Source organism: Nocardiopsis nanhaiensis (assembly GCF_054778635.1).
Genome location: NZ_BAAGZJ010000085.1, coordinates 19,181 through 35,198 on the forward strand (window position 1 = coordinate 19,181; position 16,018 = coordinate 35,198).

Genomic DNA, 16,018 nt, shown 5'->3' on the forward strand with positions numbered 1-16,018 from the left:
TCGCGGGGTTAGCACAAAGTATTGAGGAAGGACAATGGTGTCGGAGTCGAAATCGCCATATCTGAGGGCGGTCCTGGAAACCATCCCCGCCTACAAGCCCGGTCTCAGGGTCGTCGGACCCGACGGGCGCTCCATCAAGCTGTCCTCTAACGAGAGCCCCTACGGCCCGCTCCCGTCCGTGCGTGAGGCCATCACGGAGGCCACGGCCCAGCTGAACCGCTACCCGGACCCGGGAGCGACGGACCTCGTCGCCAAGCTGGCCGGACACCTGGGGGTGCCTGAGGACCACGTCACGCTCGGCGCGGGCTCCGTAGGCCTGCTCCAGCAGCTCCTGGAAGCCGTCGGGGAGCCGGGCGTGGAGGTCGTCTACGCCTGGCGCTCCTTCGAGGCCTACCCGGTGCTGGCCGAGCTCTCCGGTGTCACGTCGGTCCGGGTACCGCTGGTGGACGAGACGCACGACCTCGAGGCGATGCTCGCCGCGATCACCGACAAGACGCGCATGGTGATCGTGTGCAACCCGAACAACCCGACCGGCACCGCGGTCCGTGAGCGGGAGCTCGTCGACTTCCTCGACCGGGTCCCCGACCACGTGCTCGTCGTCCTCGACGAGGCCTACCGCGAGTACGTGCGCGACCCAGAGGTCCCCGACGGCCTGAACCTGTACGGCGGCCGCCCCAACGTCGCGGTCCTGCGGACCTTCTCCAAGGCCTACGGTCTGGCCGCCGTGCGCCTTGGCTTCGTCGTCGCCCACCCGCACGTGGCGTCCGCGGCCCAGAAGACGCTCGTGCCCTTCGCGGTCAACCACCTCGCCCAGGCGGCCGGGATCGCGTCCCTGGACGCCGAGGAGGAGCTCCTGGAGCGCGTCGCGGCAACCGTGAAGGAGCGTGAGCGCGTCCGTGACGCCCTCATGGCCTCCGGGTGGACAGTTCCCCCCACCGAGTCCAACTTCGTGTGGCTGCGTGTGGATGAGGACACCACGGACTTCGCCGCCGCGTGCGCCGAGAAGGGCGTTTCCGTGCGCCCGTTCGACGGTGAGGGTGCCAGGGTCAGCCTCGGCACCCCCGAGGAGAACGACGTGCTCCTGTCCGTGGCGACCGCCTACTCCAAGCGGCGCTGACGGAGGGGTCCCGACACGCCGACGGGGGCGGCCCCTCGCAGGGCCGCCCCCGTCGGGCGGGCTTTCGCCCCGTGCGCCTGCACCGTGCCGTTGCACGTGCGGGGCCACTGAGCGTGCGGGCTATTTGCCCGCGGCGTCCTTGTCCAGCTTCTCCACGATCAGCCGGTAGAGCTGACGCGGACGGCCCGGCTGGAGGGTGCGGTTCGGCGGCAGGGGCCAGGCCAGTCCTTCCTCCACCAGTGTGCGGAGCAGTCGGCGCGCGGTCCGGGAGGTGACCCCGAGCATGCGCCCCGCGTTCTCCGCGTCCACGACCAGTGGACCGTCCTCCTCGGCGATCTTCTCCGACAACCGGACCAGCGTCTCGCGCCCCTTGGTGCGCAGGGGCTCGGAAGTCTGCCGGGCAGGGGCACGCTGTGCCGGAACCAGCGAACGGCCCTCACGGTCGACCGCGAAGCTCTGCCTCGAGGCCTGGGCCCGGTTCAGCGCGGCACGGGCGTGCGACTCCGCGTCCTGGGTGGTCCGGCCCATGCCGATGCCCACCTCGATCGCGATGCCGAGCTCCGCCTTGATCCGCTCGACGAAGGGCGGCTGCCGGAAACCCTCGGTCGCGGTGACCAGGGAGCCCCGCGTGGCGGTCACCATGAACGAGTGGTCGTCCAGCCGGTGCGCCGTCGCGTTGATCCGGTGCGCTTCCTGGAGCAGCAGCCGGTGCAGGGACAGCCGCAGCTCCTCACGCCAGTAACGGGGTGTCGACCGCCGGGATGAGTCGCGCAGCGTGGGCACGTCCACGACGACCACTCCGAGCTGGGCCTCCTCCAAGCGGTGGTGCGCACCCAGCAGGCCGGCGGTCTGCAGTGCGCTGCGCACACCCGCGTTGGTGGGACGGAGCCGGATCACCGGTACGCCGATGGCCTCCAACCGCTCGGCGACCCCGCGCACGCAGGTGATCGCCATCTTGGTGGCCTTGCGCCGCCACAGCCCTTCGTGGAAGGAGGTGAGCTGGGCGGTGTTGGTCAGCTCCTCGTGCACGTGGATACCGTCCACGGGCAGGTCGACCTCGGAGTAGGCCTCCACCACGTCGGCTCGGCCGAGTACGTCCAGACTTGCTCTGGTCGGGTCGTACCGCTCGTCCAGGGTCGCTCGGAGCAGGGCCTCGTGCAGGCTCGCCCCACCGAGTGGCACGAAAGTCGCGGGCATGGTCAGAACGCCCGCCTTACGTGCGAACTCGTAAGGGACTGGGCTGGCGAAAAGGTAGGCATCGATCGCCGAACCCAGTCTGACGACCTTGTCCGTCGCCTCTTGCTCATCTCGGTACGCGGCGGCGATCAGTCTGGCGTTGAGGGGCCCTGTGGACCCGGGCCCCATGAGCATGACCCGTTCGACCATCTCATGGGGACCTATGACGCCAATCGTCAAATCGCCAGTACGCTGGGCACTCACCTCGGGTTGCTCCCCGCTACCATTCCACGCTCTTCACTATGTGCGCCCACTGGTTTCCCGACCCGATCTCTGTCACGGCATGATTGCCGAGATCGTACCCATTGTGCGGGGCCAAAGAAGATCGTTTTCCATATCAACGCTGAAAGCCCGGGTGGGAGGAGGCCCCCCACCCCGGCTTGAACTGCGCTTACAGCCCCTACGAGACGCTGACGCGCTCCACGTCAGCCCCCAGCGCGGCGAGGCGCGATGCGAACTGAGCGTGACCGCGGTCCACGAGATAACCGGGCGCCACGATTGTCTCACCTTCAGCGACCAGTCCGGCGAGAACCAGGGCCGCACCGGTACGCAGATCGTGCGCGACCACCTCGGCGCCGCGCAGGTTCGTGGAACCGTGCACGATGGCCCGGGTGCCTTCGACCTCGATCTTGGCGCCCATCTTGTTGAGCTCGTCGGCCAGCGCGAAGCGGCCGTCGTAGATGGCCTCGTGGATGTAGCTCTCACCCTCGGCGAGGGTGGCCAGCGCCATCAGCGGTGATTGCAGGTCGGTCGCGAAGCCCGGGAACGGCGAGGTGACCGCGTTGATCGGGCGCAGCGGCACGGACGGGTCCCGCTGGACGTGCAGGACGGCGCCCTCCTGGGAGAAGCCGACACCCATCTGCTCGAGTTTCCAGCGGGCCACACCCAGGTGGTCCAGGTTGGCGCCCACCAGGCTGACCTCGCCACCGGTGGCGGCGACGGTCATCGCGAACACACCGGCGTCGATGCGGTCGGCCATGATGGTGTGCTCGACGGCGGTGAGCTCCTTGACGCCCTCGACGGTGATCAGGCCGGTGCCGCCACCGCTGATCTTCGCGCCCATGGCGGTGAGGAAGTCGATGACGTCGATGACCTCGGGCTCGAGGGCCGCGTGCTCGATCACCGTGGTCCCAGGGGACAGCACCGCGGCCATGATGAGGTTCTCGGTGCCGGTGTGGGACGGGGTGTCCAGGTACAGGTGCCCGCCGCGGAGCTCGCTGGCCTCCACGTTGATGTGGTTGAGCTCGGCGTCTTCGGTGACCTTGGCGCCCAGCCGGGCGAAGCCCCGGTAGTGGAAGTCGAGGTTGCGGCTGCCGAGGTTGCAGCCGCCGACGCCCTCGATGCGGGCCTGACCGGTGCGGTGCATCAGCGCCGGGACAAAGAGAACGGAGCCGCGGAAGCGGGCCGCGATGTCGGCGGGCAGCACGGCGTGCTCGGGGTCGTTGAGGCCGGACGCGTCGATGACGACGGTGCGCTCGGCCTCGTGGAATGACACCTTCGCGCCCACGTGTTCGGCGAGCTCAAGTGCGCGGTAGACGTCCTCGATGACCGGGACGTTCCGCAGCACAGTACGGCCCTTGGCCGCCAGCAGGGCGGCCCCGATCATCGGCAGGACGGCGTTCTTCGCGCCTTGGATGAACGCCGTACCACTGAGGGGGCGTCCGCCGCGGACGCGGTAACGAACCTCCTGGCCCATGCTCATGTGCTCCTTCGTGAGGCAGATGTGTAGAAAGGTCACCCTCGTCGGGTATCGCCTATGTGCGTTTAGACGCGGGATTCCCCTGGAACGTTGCGACCAACTTGCGTGTGACCTGCACGGCCAGTAAACCGGTCGGTTCGCGATGACTCTATAGCAACTACGCGCGCCAGCCGGCCCAGAAAGTGGTATACCCGCAGATCGCGGATAGAGTCCCGCCAAACGGCCAAAGAGGCATGGCGCCGGAGGGAGAGACCAGGGGTCGTACGCAGGGGTGTCCGTTACTCCGGTGTTGCATACGACTCCACCACCATACGTGCTTCCGGGGCCCGATCGGCGATCTCGTGCGCGGAATCACGTGCGCGACGTGCTTTACAGGGAGGGTTTGTTCCCGGTCAGACGCTCGTAGATCTCCGTGTAACGGGACAAAGTGCGCTCCACCACGTCGTCCGGAAGCTGGGGTGGCGGCGTCTCCGCGGCCCGGTCCCACCCCGACACCGAAGAGGTCAACCAGTCTCTGAGTACCTGCTTGTCGAACGATGGCTGGGCCCGGCCCGGAACCCACTCGTCAGCCGGCCAGTAGCGGGAGGAGTCGGGGGTGAACACCTCGTCGGCCAGGACCAGGCCCCCGGAGGCGTCCCTGCCGAACTCGAACTTGGTGTCGGCCAGAAGTACGCCGCGCTCCCGCGCCACGTCGCGGCCGCGCCGGTACACGGCGAGCGTGAGGTCGCGCAGATCCGCCGCGAGCTTCTCCCCGTGCCGCTCCGCCACGAATGCGAACGGCACGTTCTCGTCGTGGTCGCCCACCTCGGCCTTGGTCGCGGGGGTGAAGACCGGCTCAGGTAGCTCCGAGCCGTCGACCAGGCCGTCGGGGAGCGGTACCCCGCACACCGTGCCGTCCACCCGGTACTCGGCCAGCCCGGAGCCGGCCAGGTAGCCGCGGGCCACGCACTCCACCGGCACCATGTCCAGCCGACGGCAGATGAGCGTGCGCCCCGCCCAGTCGGCGGGGGAGCCCTCGGGAGGGACGTCGGAGAGGACGTGGCCGGGCACAAGGTCACCGATGCGCTCGAACCACCACAGGGACAGCTGGGTGAGCAGGCGCCCCTTGCCGGGGATCTCCGTGGGGAGCACCCAGTCGAACGCTGAGACCCGGTCACTGGCCACCATGACCAGATCACCCGAGGCCGTCGCGTACAGATCGCGCACCTTGCCGGTGTGCAGGTGGGTGAGCCCCGGAACCTCGACGGGTTCGGGCACGGTGACGAAGCCACTCATCTGGTGATACTCCCCGGTGTTGGACCCGCGCGGTGTTCAGACGTCCGCGGCAGCGCGTTCGGCGATGTCGGTGCGGTAGAAGGAGCCGCGCAGTTCGATCAGGTTCGCAGCCTCGTAGGCGCGTTCACGGGCCTGGCGCAGGTCCGCCCCGGTACCGACCACGTTCAGAACACGGCCGCCGTTGGACTTGATGTCGCGCACACCGTCCCAGGCGGTGCCCGCGTGCAGGACGTAGGCGCCCTCGAGGGCGTTCGCGGCCTCCAAGCCGCCGATCAGGTCGCCCTTGACCGGGTCGCCCGGGTAGCTCTCGGCCGCGACCACGACGGAGACCGCCGCGCCCTTCTTCCAGTTCAGCGAGCCGATCGCGCCCAGGCCGCCGGTATCCGTGGCCTGCAGTACCGCGCCGATCGGGGTGGCCAGGCGGTCCAGTACCGCCTGGGTCTCCGGATCGCCGAACCGGGCGTTGAACTCCACCACGCGCGGACCCTTGGAGGTCAGCGCCAGACCCACGTACAGAAGCCCCTGGTAGCGGATGCCGCGGCGGTTCATCTCGGACACGGTCGGTCGGACCACCGACTCCATGATCTCGTCCACCAGGCCGGCCGGGGCCCACGGAACCGGGGCGTAGGCGCCCATACCGCCGGTGTTGGGGCCGTGGTCACCGTCGTAGGCGCGCTTGAAGTCCTGGGCGGGCAGCAGCGGCAGCGCGTGCGCGCCGTCGGTGAGCACGAAGAGCGAGACCTCGGGGCCGTCCAGGAACTCCTCGATGACGACCCGGCCGCACTCCCGGGCGTGCCGCTCGGCAACGGCGCGGTCCTCGGTCACCACGACGCCCTTGCCCGCGGCCAGGCCGTCGTCCTTGACGACGTAGGGGGCCCCGAACTCGTCGAGGGCCTCGGAGACCTGGCTCGCGTTGCGGCACACGCGCGCCTTGGCGGTGGGTACCCCGGCGGCCTCCATGATCTCCTTGGCGAAGGCCTTGGAGCCCTCGAGCCGGGCAGCTTCCTGGTCGGGGCCGAACACCGGGATACCGCGGTCGCGCAGGGCGTCGGCGACCCCTGCCACCAGTGGGGCCTCCGGTCCGATCACGACCAGCTCGGCGCGGATGCGCGCGGCCAGTTCGGTCACGGCGAGCCCGTCCGTCACGTTGAGGACGTGGTTCTCGGACAGGTCGGAGATCCCCGGGTTCCCCGGGGCGCTGTGGATGCTGGTGACGCCCGGGTCAAGGGACAGAGCGCGGACGAGTGCGTGCTCGCGGCCTCCGCCGCCGAGAACGAGGGCTTTCACTGGTGGGGGCCTCTTCTGTGTCTGGAGGAAGGACGTGTGGTTCCGAGCGTCAGACCAGGGGGCGCAGCTGAAGGGTCTCGTCGCGACCCGGTCCGACACCGATGGCGGAGATGGGAGCCCCCGCCATCTCCTCAAGAGTACGCACGTACGCCTGCGCGTTCTCGGGGAGTTCGTCGAATTTGCGGGCGCCGGTGATGTCCTCGGACCACCCGTCGAAGTACTCGTAGACCGGCGTCGCGTGGTGGAAGTCCGTCTGGGTCATCGGGATCTCGTCGTGGCGGACGCCGTCGACCTCGTAGGCGACGCACACGGGGATGCGGTCCAGACCGGTGAGCACGTCGAGCTTGGTCAGGAAGAAGTCCGTGACGCCGTTGATCCGGGTCGCGTAGCGGGCGATGGGGGCGTCGAACCAGCCGCAGCGGCGGTCGCGGCCGGTGGTGACGCCGTACTCGCCGCCCTGGGTGCGCAGCCACTCGCCCTGCTCGCCGAGGAGCTCGGTCGGGAAGGGGCCGGAGCCGACACGGGTGGTGTAGGACTTCAGGATGCCCACGACCTTGCTGATGCGGTTGGGGCCGATGCCCGAACCCGCGGCCGCGCCGCCGGAGGTGGGGGAGGACGAGGTGACGAACGGGTAGGTGCCGTGGTCGATGTCCAGGAGCGTGCCCTGCGAGCCCTCCAGGTAGATCGTCTTGCCCTCGTCCAGCGCCTTGTTGAGGACCAGGGAGGTGTCGGCGACGTAGGGGCGCAGCTGCTCGGCGTAGCCCAGGTACTCCTCGATGATCGGCTCGGCGTCGAGGCCGCGCCGGTTGTACACCTTGGTGAGGAGCTGGTTCTTGTCGTGGAGGGCGAGCTCGATCTTCTTGCGCAGGATCTTGGGGTCGAACATGTCCTGCACGCGCACGCCCTGGCGGGTGACCTTGTCGGCGTAGGTCGGGCCGATGCCGCGTCCGGTGGTGCCGATCTTGCCCTTGCCGAGGAAGCGCTCGCTGACCTTGTCCAGGGCCCGGTGGTAGGGCATGATCAAGTGCGCGTTGGCCGAGATGAGCAGGCGGGAGGTGTCCACGCCCCGCTCCTGCAGGCCGCGCAGCTCTTCGAAGAGCACGCCCGGGTCGATGACGACGCCGTTGGCGATGACCGGCACGACGTTCGGGGAGAGGATGCCTGAGGGCAGAAGGTGGAGGGCGTATTTCTGGTCGCCGATGACCACCGTGTGCCCGGCGTTGTTTCCGCCCTGGTAACGGACCACGTAGTCCACCTGGTCACCGACAAGGTCGGTCGCCTTGCCCTTGCCCTCGTCGCCCCACTGGGCACCCACGAGCGTGATCGCCGGCATTGGTCTCTACCTTTTCGCTCGACACCTGACCGGGGCTTTTCCGACCCCGAACATGGATAAACCCCTGGCGCAAGGCAGCGACAGGGGCCGTTGCGTATTGAGCGTACACGACCTGCGCATCCGGGTTAAGTGGGGCGGTGTGGCACGTGCGCCACACGGTTCTTGGGTGCTTTGTGCGCGGGGATTTTCTCGGACTCCCAGGAAGAGCGGGCCTCCCCGGTCCGTCGTGGAACCCGGGAGACCCGCACACCCTGTTCGGTTGAGGCCCGGTCGCCTCAGCTGTTGAGGGCCTGGTCCGCCTCGGCGCTGGACTCGCGCAGGAAGGTGGAGCAGCGCTCGGCCTCCTCGGCGTCGCCGATCTGCTCCGAGGCCTTGGCCAGGGTGTTCAGCGCGCGCAGGAAGCCCCGGTTGGGCTCGTGCTCCCACGGGATCGGGCCGTGACCCTTCCAACCCGAGCGGCGCAGCTGGTCGAGCCCGCGGTGGTACCCGGTGCGGGCGTAGGCGTAGGCGGTCACCGGCTGGCCGTCGGCCAAGGCCAGTTCGGCCAAGCGGGCCCAGGCGGCGGAGTAGGTCGGGAAACGGCCGGCGACCGGGGTGGGGTCGTCGGCCGCGTCCAGGGCGTCGCGCGCTTCGGGGTCGTCGGTCAGGCGCGTCTCGGGCGGCTCGTTCAGCAGGTTCTGGTGCAGGTTCATGCCCCCCATCCTGCCACCGGAGAGCAGACGGTGCCCGACGGCCGGGAGGGCCGGTCGGGCACCGTCGGTCAGGCCGCCGTGCGCGGCGGCCTGGGGCCTACTTCATCTTGTTGCCGGCGGACTTCAGGTGCTGGGCACCCTCCACCACGCGGGCGGCCATGCCGGCCTCGGCGACCTTGCCGTAGGCGCGGGGGTCGTAAGCCTTCTTGTTGCCGATCTCGCCGTCGATCTTCAGCACACCGTCGTAGTTCTTCAGGATGTGGTCGACGACCGGGCGGGTGTAGGCGTACTGCGTGTCGGTGTCGATGTTCATCTTCACGACGCCGTAGCTGATCGCCTCGTGGATCTCCTCCAGGGTGGAGCCCGAGCCGCCGTGGAACACGAAGTCGAAGGCCTTCGCCTTGCCGTGCTTGGCGGCCACCGCCTCCTGGGCGTTCTTCAGGACCTCGGGGCGCAGCTTCACGAAGCCGGGCTTGTAGGAGCCGTGCACGTTGCCGAAGGTCAGGGCGGTCATGTAGTAGCCCTTCTCACCCAGGCCCAGCACCTCGGCGGTACGCAGGGCGTCCTCCGGGGTGGTGTACAGCTTCTCGTTGATCTCGCCGACGATGCCGTCCTCTTCGCCGCCGACGACACCGACCTCGATCTCGAGGATGGTCCGGGCGGCCTTGGAGGCGGCGAGCAGCTCGTCCGCGATCTGGAGGTTCTCCTCCAGCTCGACGGCGGAGCCGTCCCACATGTGGGACTGGAACAGCGGCTCCTGGCCCTTGGCCACGCGCTCCTTTGAGATGTCCAGCAGCGGGCGGACGAAGCCGTCGAGCTTGTTCTTCGGGCAGTGGTCGGTGTGGAGCGCGATGTTCACCGGGTACTTCGCGGCGACGACGCGGGCGAATTCGGCGAAGGCGACCGAACCGGTGACCATGTCCTTGACCGAGGCGCCGGAGAGGAACTCAGCGCCGCCGGTCGAGATCTGGATGATGCCGTCGCTTTCGGCCTCGGCGAAACCGCGCAGGGCGGCGTGAAGCGTCTGGCTGGAGGTCACGTTGATCGCCGGGTAGGCGAAGCCCTCGGACTTCGCGCGGCTCAGCATCTCGGTGTAGACCTCGGGGCTGGCGATGGGCATGGCTTGACTCTCCCTGGTTCGGCCTGGAGCGAGCGGCCGTCGGCGCTTGCCGTCGCCGACGCCACCCCACGTGCGTTCCCCGGTGGAGGACCGGTCGTCAGGGGGTCCCTGTGCAAGGTCGTACGCCGGACGCGTCCACCAGGTGTCGTCCAAGTATCCCGAATAGCCGGAGCCGTTGGAAAGGTCTAGACCAAAATGCTCCGGATCCGCGACGTACCCGCAGCCTACGGGGCTTCAAAGGAGCAGATGGTGCGGGGTGTCGGCAGCGGCAGGGGGTATGCGCGGGTATGTACGAATTGCGGGAAAGCGGCACCTTGCAGTCGACTGCTGTCGCTTTTTGCCGTGATACACGCTACATTCGTCGCCGTGGGAAGGCATAGGAATGATCCGCGCGGCGTCGGCCAGGTGATGGCCATCGTCGGGGTCGTCATGCTCCTGGTCACATTGGTGGCCCTCGGTGGGTACTTCTTGTACCGATCGCTTCCGGGGACCGACACCAGTGTCAGCGCCAACGCTTCAGAGGCCGCCGCCGACGGGGCGGACGCCGAAGACATGGGCGTCCTGCACATCCGGGTGGTGGGTGAGTCCAGCGACGTGTTCGTCCGGGTCCCCGGCGGGGACGTACTCCTGGACCAGGAACTCAGCCAGGGCAGCTCCGTGGACTACCCCGACAACGACAACGGCCTCGAGGTCACCATCGCCGACCCGGCCGCCGTAGAGGTCTACGTCAGCGGCGAGCAGCGCGATATCTCAGAGCACGAGTCCGACTACAGCTTCACCCTCCAGCCCGAGGACACCTGAGAAGGCCCCGGGTTCGGTGCCCGGCCGTCCGGTGGGAGCCACCGGGTCGGCCGTCGGATCCTCGGACGAGCCTTCGGATCACACGTCCAGGTCGGACACCTCGAAGACGGGCCGGTACTCCAGGCCCTCCCCCTCCAGCCGCCCGCGCGCTCCGCGGTCGACGATCAGGGCGACGCCCACGACCTCGGCGCCCTCCTCGCGCAGCGCCTCCACGGCGGTCATGACCGAACCGCCCGTGGTGGAGGTGTCCTCCAGCGCCAGCACGCGGCGCCCCTTCACGTCCGGGCCCTCGATCCGGCGCTGTAGCCCGTGCGCCTTGCCCGCCTTGCGGACCACGAAGGCGTCCAGTGCCCGGCCCCGGGCGTGCGCGGCGTGCAGCATCGCTGCGGCCACCGGGTCCGCGCCCAGGGTCAGGCCGCCCACCGCGTCGAACTCCAGGTCCGCGACGGTGTCCAGCAGGACGGAGCCGACCAGCGGGGCCGCTTCGCCGTCCAGGGTGATCCGGCGCAGGTCGACGTAGTAGTCGGCCTCCTTGCCGGAGGAGAGGGTCACCTTCCCGCGCACGACCGCCTTATCGTTGACCTGACGCAGGAGTTCATCACGTTCGCTCATGACCAGTGAGCCTAGAACACCGGGCGGGGCCGCGCGGACCGGTGCGGTCCTGTCCAGGCGATCCGAGCCAGCCAGAACCCGAGTCAGATGGGGTGACCATGCACGAGCCCGCCGAGACCGTCCGGGTGGAGACCACCGTCGACAGCCGTGAGGGAGCCGAGGAGGTGGCCGCCTCGGTGATCGGGAGCCGGCTGGCGGCCTGCGCCCAGGTGAGCGGACCCATCACCAGCTTCTACCGGTGGGAGGGCGAGACACAGTCCGACGAGGAGTGGATGGTCGTGATCAAGACCGCGGCCGACCGCCTGGACGATCTCGTCTCACACGTGGTCGAGGTCCACCCTTACGACGTCCCCGAGGTCGTGGCCGTCCCGGTTGCGGGCGGCAACCCCGGCTACCTGGACTGGGTCCGTGACGAGACCCGCGGGAGCGGCTCCGCGTGATCGTGGTCCTGCTGCCCCCCACCCTCCGAACCCCCTTCTCACTGCCGAGGGCAGCGGAGGAGCTCACCGCCCAGGGGCACACTCCGGTGTTCCCCGAGATCCCGGATGACGACACCGCTCCCCACGCCGCCCGATACGTGGCCAGGGCGAGTCTCGAGGTCAACCGGCTGGTAGGCGCGGACTCCCGGACGGTGCTCGTCGCCGAAGGCGACGCCGGGCCGCTCCTGGGGGCGGTGGGCGCGGCCCAGCGCGCCGCCCACCGGCCCGTGCTCGGCTACGTGCTGGTGGACGCGCCGCTGCCGCAGCCGGGCAGTCCGACGCGCGACGACATCTCCCGCAACCAGGAGCTCACCGGGCTTCCGCCCAGGCCTGGGGAGCCCGACTCCTACAGCACCGAGCGCCTGCCCACGGTGCCGGACTGGCCGGACGCGCCGTGCGGCTACCTGCTCTCCGACCGCGCCTACGCGCACCCCGCACACCTGGCCGGAATGCGCGGCTGGGAGGTCCGGGACGCCACGGGGGGCTCGGAGTACGGGCCCGGGCAGGCACGGGCGGTCCGGGAAGAGGGCCGGGCCGCCCGGGAGCTCGCCGCGGTCATCGACGAGATCACCCGCTGACCCCCGCGGCCGCGGCTGTCACCCCGAGCGGGGCGGCGCAGGGCCGGGTCCGCGGGAAAACCGGGTGACACGCAGGCACAGCGTGACCAGGATATGGACATGATCTCCGACCACTTTCCCCCGTTGGGACTGCGCCTGAACACGCCCCGCCTGCAGTTGCGGATGCCGTCGGACGCCGACCTCGCCCAGCTGGCCGAGGCCGCGCTCAGCGGTGTCCACGACCCCGTGGAGATGCCCTTCATCCACCCGTGGACCGACCAGTCGCCCGGCCCTCTGGCCAGGGGAGTCCTACAGCACAACTGGCTTTCCATGGCCTCCTGGACGCCGGAGGACTGGGCGTTCAACGGAGTCGTCGTGCACGGGGGCACCGTCATCGGCATCCAGGACATGAGGGCGAGGAACTTCGGGGTGGCCCGCCAGGTGGGGACCGGTTCGTGGCTCGCCCAGCGGTACCAGGGCCGGGGGTTCGGCACGGAGATGCGGGCCGCGGTCCTGCACCTGGCCTTCGAAGGGTTGGGCGCGGACGCCGCGGTGTCGGCGGCCTTCGAGTCCACCGACGCCTCGCACGGGGTGTCGCGGAAGCTGGGGTACCGGCCGGACGGGACCAGGCTGGTCGCGGTCCGGGACAGGCAGGTCAGCGAGACCCTGTACCGGTTGACCAGGGAGGACTGGGGGAAGCACCGCACGGTTCCGGTGGAGGTCGAGGGCCTGGAGCCCTGCCTGCCGTATTTCGGCCTGGGTGAGCTTCCCGACTAGGCGAGCTGCCCGCCCAGCGGTTGCGCCGATGTTCGCTCTGACGGAAACACCGTGGAACAGCGGGTGCGCAACTCGGAAATCCACCAGAGCGCGATGCGCTTTTTAGGGCTTATGTGGCGCTTTGGTGATGGTGGTTGTCAAGTGAAGGTTTATGTGTGCTTTCCTAGGCTTTGTGCCCGGGCGCGCCGCGCGTCGAGCGGAAGGGGAAGCATTCATGAACCACGACGAACACGAGGCACGGGGTCACGCTGAGCCTCGGGACCTCGGCGGTACGCTCCCCGCTACGCCGTACGCGGTCGAGCGGCCCGGGCCCCACCAGCCCACCGGGCCCAACCAGGCGCCCTGGGCCAGTACGCCGCCCCCTCCGCAGGAAGCGCCGCGGTCGCGCACCTTCGCGGCCGACGCCTACGCCGAGGCCTTCCTCTTGGGCGGTGCCCGGCCCGGGAGCGCCAACCAGGGACCGCCCGCCCCCGGCGCGCGCCACGCACCGCCCCCGGCGAACCACCACCGGCCCCCGGTCCCTCCCTCGAACCCCGCTCCGGTCCCCGCTCCTCCCACGGAGCACCACCGGCCCCCTGCCCCGCACCCCGACCCCAGCGGTTTCGCCGCACCGCCGCCCCAGGGGCAGCGCTATGCGGGAGCGCCGCCGGAGGACGTCCCGCCGCCCGGGCCACACCAGCCCGGCCAGCAGGGCCCGCCTCAGCAGGCACAGGTCGGCCCTTACCAGATTCCTGCGCCCTCCTACGCGACCCCGCCCGGGCAGAACCCCCCGCCCCCGCCGCACTAGGGCATGTCCGAGACATCGGGTCAGCCCGTCGTCCCCTGACATGACGGAAGGCGCGCCCGCCTCCCCTGTGCGAGCGCGCCTCCGGGCGCCGCCGCTGTGCGGCGCCTGTTCGTCCGACGGTCCCGGGGCCGCCCTCTCTTGGGGGCCAGAGGGCCCGAGGGCCTCGTCGGACGGTCCGACCGCGTCGCGCTCGTCCCCTCAGCTTCGCGCGGCGGTCGGCCTGCCGCCCGGACCGGGGCCTCCCCCCTCAAGGAGGTCCGCGCGGTCCGGAACGGCGTCAGTGGGTCTTCATCGGGTCACTCGTGCCGCCGGGCCCTCCCCAGGCCGTCCAAGAGAGCCGCCGCCTCCCGGTGGGTTCCGGGCATCCGGATCGACCACACGGCGGCCCCGTATTCCCAGCCGGTCGTGGAGCGCAGCTCGTCGAGACCGGCGCCCAGACCGGGACCGTCCTCGGCGAGCACGGCGATCCGGCCCCGGCTCGCCAGGCACAGTGATTCGCCTTGGGTGAAGAACCTGCGCAGCTCGTGTCCGAGCACGATCAGCCGGGCGGTCCTCCGCCAGGGGTCGAGCGAGGGGTCCAGCGTCACCACGACCAGCCGGTACCCGAACGCGGCGGGCACCGTCTCGTTCGCGCCCCGGTACAGCTCGCCGATCCGCGTACGCAGGTAGGACTCGCTGGCCAGCCCGGTGAGCGGGTCCTGGCAGGTGGTGCGGCTCCGGCCGCCCTGGGCCCACCCCTCGGCCAGGGACCGGGCGAGTGCCAGCGGAAGCTGCTCCCAGCCCACGACCCGCGCGAAGGCGTCGAGGTCGTTGAGCGCCCGGCCGATCTCCACCCCTGATCGGGCGCGCGCCTCACCGAGCCGGGCACAGGCGGCCTCCAGGTCGCCCCCGGTCGCCTGCGTCTCACAGACGGCGTCCACCGAGGGTGTCCACCAGTCCTCGGCGGGGTCCCAACCCTCCTCCCTGCTCCGGCGCCCCCACGGCGCACGGAGTTCCCGGGCACGGTGAACCGAACGGTCCCGTGTGCCGGTCCCCAAATCGCTCTCGCCCATGGCCTTGCTCCCGGTCGTCGTTGTGCCAGGTGAAAGGAGGTGGGCCCGCGCCCCCGCGGTGGGCCCGCCTTCCTTCGCCCTCACCCCTAATCACGGAGATCGGTGGCGGCTATGACGCGAATACGGGATATTTTTTCGAGTACGTGTTTTCGGACATCGAGCTCACGCCCCTCGCCCCCTGGTTCCGGCTTGTGGCGGGGCGACGGATGATGAAGGAAAGGGAGCCGGGTGGCGGACGCCGAAGGCGATCACACGGAGACGCTCACCGGTGACGCGGAGATCATCGAACGGGTGAAGGCGGGCGACAACGCTGCCTACGGGACCCTCTACGAACGCCACGCCATGGCTGCCCGGGGGTTGGCCCGACAGCTCTTGCGGGGCGAGGCCGAGGTCGAGGACGCGGTCGCCGAGGCGTTCACCAAGGTGCTCAGCGTCATCCAGCGCGGAGGCGGTCCCAATGACGCGTTCCGTCCGTACCTTCTCACCGCGGTCAGGAACGCGGCCTACGACCGGGGCAGAGGGGAGAAGCGCAATGTGGTCACGGACGACATGGAGAGCTTCGACTCCGGCGAGCCCTTCGTCGACCCCGCCTTGGAGGGACTCGAGCGCTCGCTGATCGCCCGCGCCTTCCTCTCCCTGCCCGAACGCTGGCAGTCGGTGCTGTGGCACACGGAGATCGAGGGGGCCAAACCCGCCGAGGCGGCGACCATCCTCGGGATGAACGCCAACGGTGTGGCCGCGCTTGCCTACCGGGCAAGGGAGGGGCTGCGCCAGGCCTACCTCCAGATGCATCTGGCCGGTGGGGGAGCGGCACCCAACTGCCGCCCCACGCTCGGCCTGCTCGGCGCCTACGTGCGCGGCGGCCTCTCCAAGCGCGACACCACCAAGGTCGACCGGCACATGGACGACTGCGCGGACTGCCGCGAGGTGTACGCGGAGCTGATGGACGTCAATGTCGGGCTGCGCGGGATCGTCCTTCCGCTGGTCGTCGGCTTCGGCGCCACGGGATACGCCGCCGCGGCCCAGGGCGGTGCCGCCACCGGTGCTTGGTGGAACCGGATGTCCCGGCGCCAGCAGCAGGCCACGGCCGGGTCGGCGGCGGCCGCCGGTGTTGCCGTCGCGGTCGCGCTCGCCCTGGTCGGCGGGCAGGAGCCGATCCCGGACCCGCCGCCCGCTGCCGCGCCCCCGGCCGAT

The 16,018-nt window shown here is 70.0% G+C and carries 16 protein-coding genes; 7 read left to right on the forward strand and 9 right to left on the reverse strand.

From position 1 onward, the window contains the following. Positions 1-34: 34 nt before the first annotated feature. Positions 35-1,117, forward strand: coding sequence for a histidinol-phosphate transaminase (gene hisC / locus ACYVD1_RS28605; protein WP_460777614.1), 1,083 nt, complete (start codon positions 35-37; stop codon positions 1,115-1,117). Between the two features lie 120 nt (positions 1,118-1,237). Here the strand turns inward: hisC and ACYVD1_RS28610 are convergent, their stop codons facing one another. From ACYVD1_RS28610 to fbaA, 7 genes are all read right to left on the reverse strand, one after another. After that, positions 1,238-2,503, reverse strand: coding sequence for a transcriptional regulator (locus tag ACYVD1_RS28610; protein WP_460777615.1), 1,266 nt, complete (start codon positions 2,501-2,503; stop codon positions 1,238-1,240). A 250-nt stretch (positions 2,504-2,753) separates the two neighbouring features. Further along, positions 2,754-4,049 carry a UDP-N-acetylglucosamine 1-carboxyvinyltransferase gene (gene murA / locus ACYVD1_RS28615; RefSeq protein WP_460777616.1) on the reverse strand — a complete coding sequence of 432 codons (1,296 nt, stop codon included), beginning with the start codon at positions 4,047-4,049 and terminating at the stop codon, positions 2,754-2,756. A gap of 372 nt (positions 4,050-4,421) precedes the next feature. Beyond that, positions 4,422-5,327, reverse strand: a complete 906-nt coding sequence (locus tag ACYVD1_RS28620; RefSeq protein ID WP_460777617.1) for a phosphoribosylaminoimidazolesuccinocarboxamide synthase — start codon at positions 5,325-5,327, stop codon at positions 4,422-4,424. 36 nt (positions 5,328-5,363) lie between these two features. After that, a complete protein-coding gene (gene purD, locus ACYVD1_RS28625) occupies positions 5,364-6,614 on the reverse strand; it encodes a phosphoribosylamine--glycine ligase (RefSeq protein WP_460777618.1) in 1,251 nt (416 codons plus the stop codon). 49 nt (positions 6,615-6,663) lie between these two features. Then, positions 6,664-7,947, reverse strand: a complete 1,284-nt coding sequence (locus tag ACYVD1_RS28630; protein ID WP_460777619.1) for an adenylosuccinate synthase — start codon at positions 7,945-7,947, stop codon at positions 6,664-6,666. Positions 7,948-8,222: 275 nt separating this feature from the next. Beyond that, positions 8,223-8,639, reverse strand: coding sequence for a DUF3151 domain-containing protein (locus ACYVD1_RS28635; RefSeq protein WP_460777621.1), 417 nt, complete (start codon positions 8,637-8,639; stop codon positions 8,223-8,225). A 97-nt stretch (positions 8,640-8,736) separates the two neighbouring features. Further along, positions 8,737-9,759 (reverse strand): class II fructose-bisphosphate aldolase, encoded by a 1,023-nt coding sequence (gene fbaA / locus ACYVD1_RS28640; RefSeq protein WP_460753015.1) that lies wholly within the window; start codon positions 9,757-9,759, stop codon positions 8,737-8,739. Positions 9,760-10,167: 408 nt separating this feature from the next. On the opposite strand from fbaA, the gene ACYVD1_RS28645 reads away from it, so the two are divergent. Beyond that, positions 10,168-10,560, forward strand: a complete 393-nt coding sequence (locus ACYVD1_RS28645; RefSeq protein WP_460777629.1) for a RodZ domain-containing protein — start codon at positions 10,168-10,170, stop codon at positions 10,558-10,560. Between the two features lie 78 nt (positions 10,561-10,638). On the opposite strand, the gene pyrE is transcribed toward ACYVD1_RS28645, so the two are convergent. After that, positions 10,639-11,172 (reverse strand): orotate phosphoribosyltransferase, encoded by a 534-nt coding sequence (pyrE, locus tag ACYVD1_RS28650; RefSeq protein WP_460777622.1) that lies wholly within the window; start codon positions 11,170-11,172, stop codon positions 10,639-10,641. Positions 11,173-11,270: 98 nt separating this feature from the next. Between pyrE and cutA the strand changes: the two genes are divergently transcribed. The 4 genes from cutA (at position 11,271) to ACYVD1_RS28670 (ending at position 13,772) form a co-directional block, all read left to right on the forward strand. Beyond that, entirely contained in the window at positions 11,271-11,612 is a 342-nt protein-coding gene (cutA, locus tag ACYVD1_RS28655) for a divalent-cation tolerance protein CutA (RefSeq protein ID WP_460777623.1), read from the forward strand. Further along, positions 11,609-12,229: a hypothetical protein gene (locus tag ACYVD1_RS28660; RefSeq protein ID WP_460777624.1), complete on the forward strand. Its 621-nt coding sequence runs from the start codon at positions 11,609-11,611 to the stop codon at positions 12,227-12,229. The genes cutA and ACYVD1_RS28660 overlap by 4 nt, the downstream gene beginning before the upstream one ends. A 99-nt stretch (positions 12,230-12,328) precedes the next feature. Next, the gene (locus ACYVD1_RS28665; protein WP_460777625.1) at positions 12,329-12,985 is read left to right on the forward strand and encodes a GNAT family N-acetyltransferase; all 657 of its coding nucleotides are present in this window, start codon (positions 12,329-12,331) and stop codon (positions 12,983-12,985) included. A 214-nt stretch (positions 12,986-13,199) separates the two neighbouring features. After that, complete coding sequence (locus ACYVD1_RS28670) at positions 13,200-13,772, forward strand: hypothetical protein (RefSeq protein ID WP_460777626.1); 573 nt, start codon at positions 13,200-13,202, stop codon at positions 13,770-13,772. Positions 13,773-14,068: 296 nt separating this feature from the next. On the opposite strand, the gene ACYVD1_RS28675 is transcribed toward ACYVD1_RS28670, so the two are convergent. After that, positions 14,069-14,824: a hypothetical protein gene (locus ACYVD1_RS28675; RefSeq protein ID WP_460777627.1), complete on the reverse strand. Its 756-nt coding sequence runs from the start codon at positions 14,822-14,824 to the stop codon at positions 14,069-14,071. A gap of 228 nt (positions 14,825-15,052) precedes the next feature. Here ACYVD1_RS28675 and ACYVD1_RS28680 point away from each other — a divergent pair. After that, the coding region (locus tag ACYVD1_RS28680) for a sigma-70 family RNA polymerase sigma factor (RefSeq protein WP_460777628.1) at positions 15,053-16,018 on the forward strand (966 nt) is incomplete at its 3' end.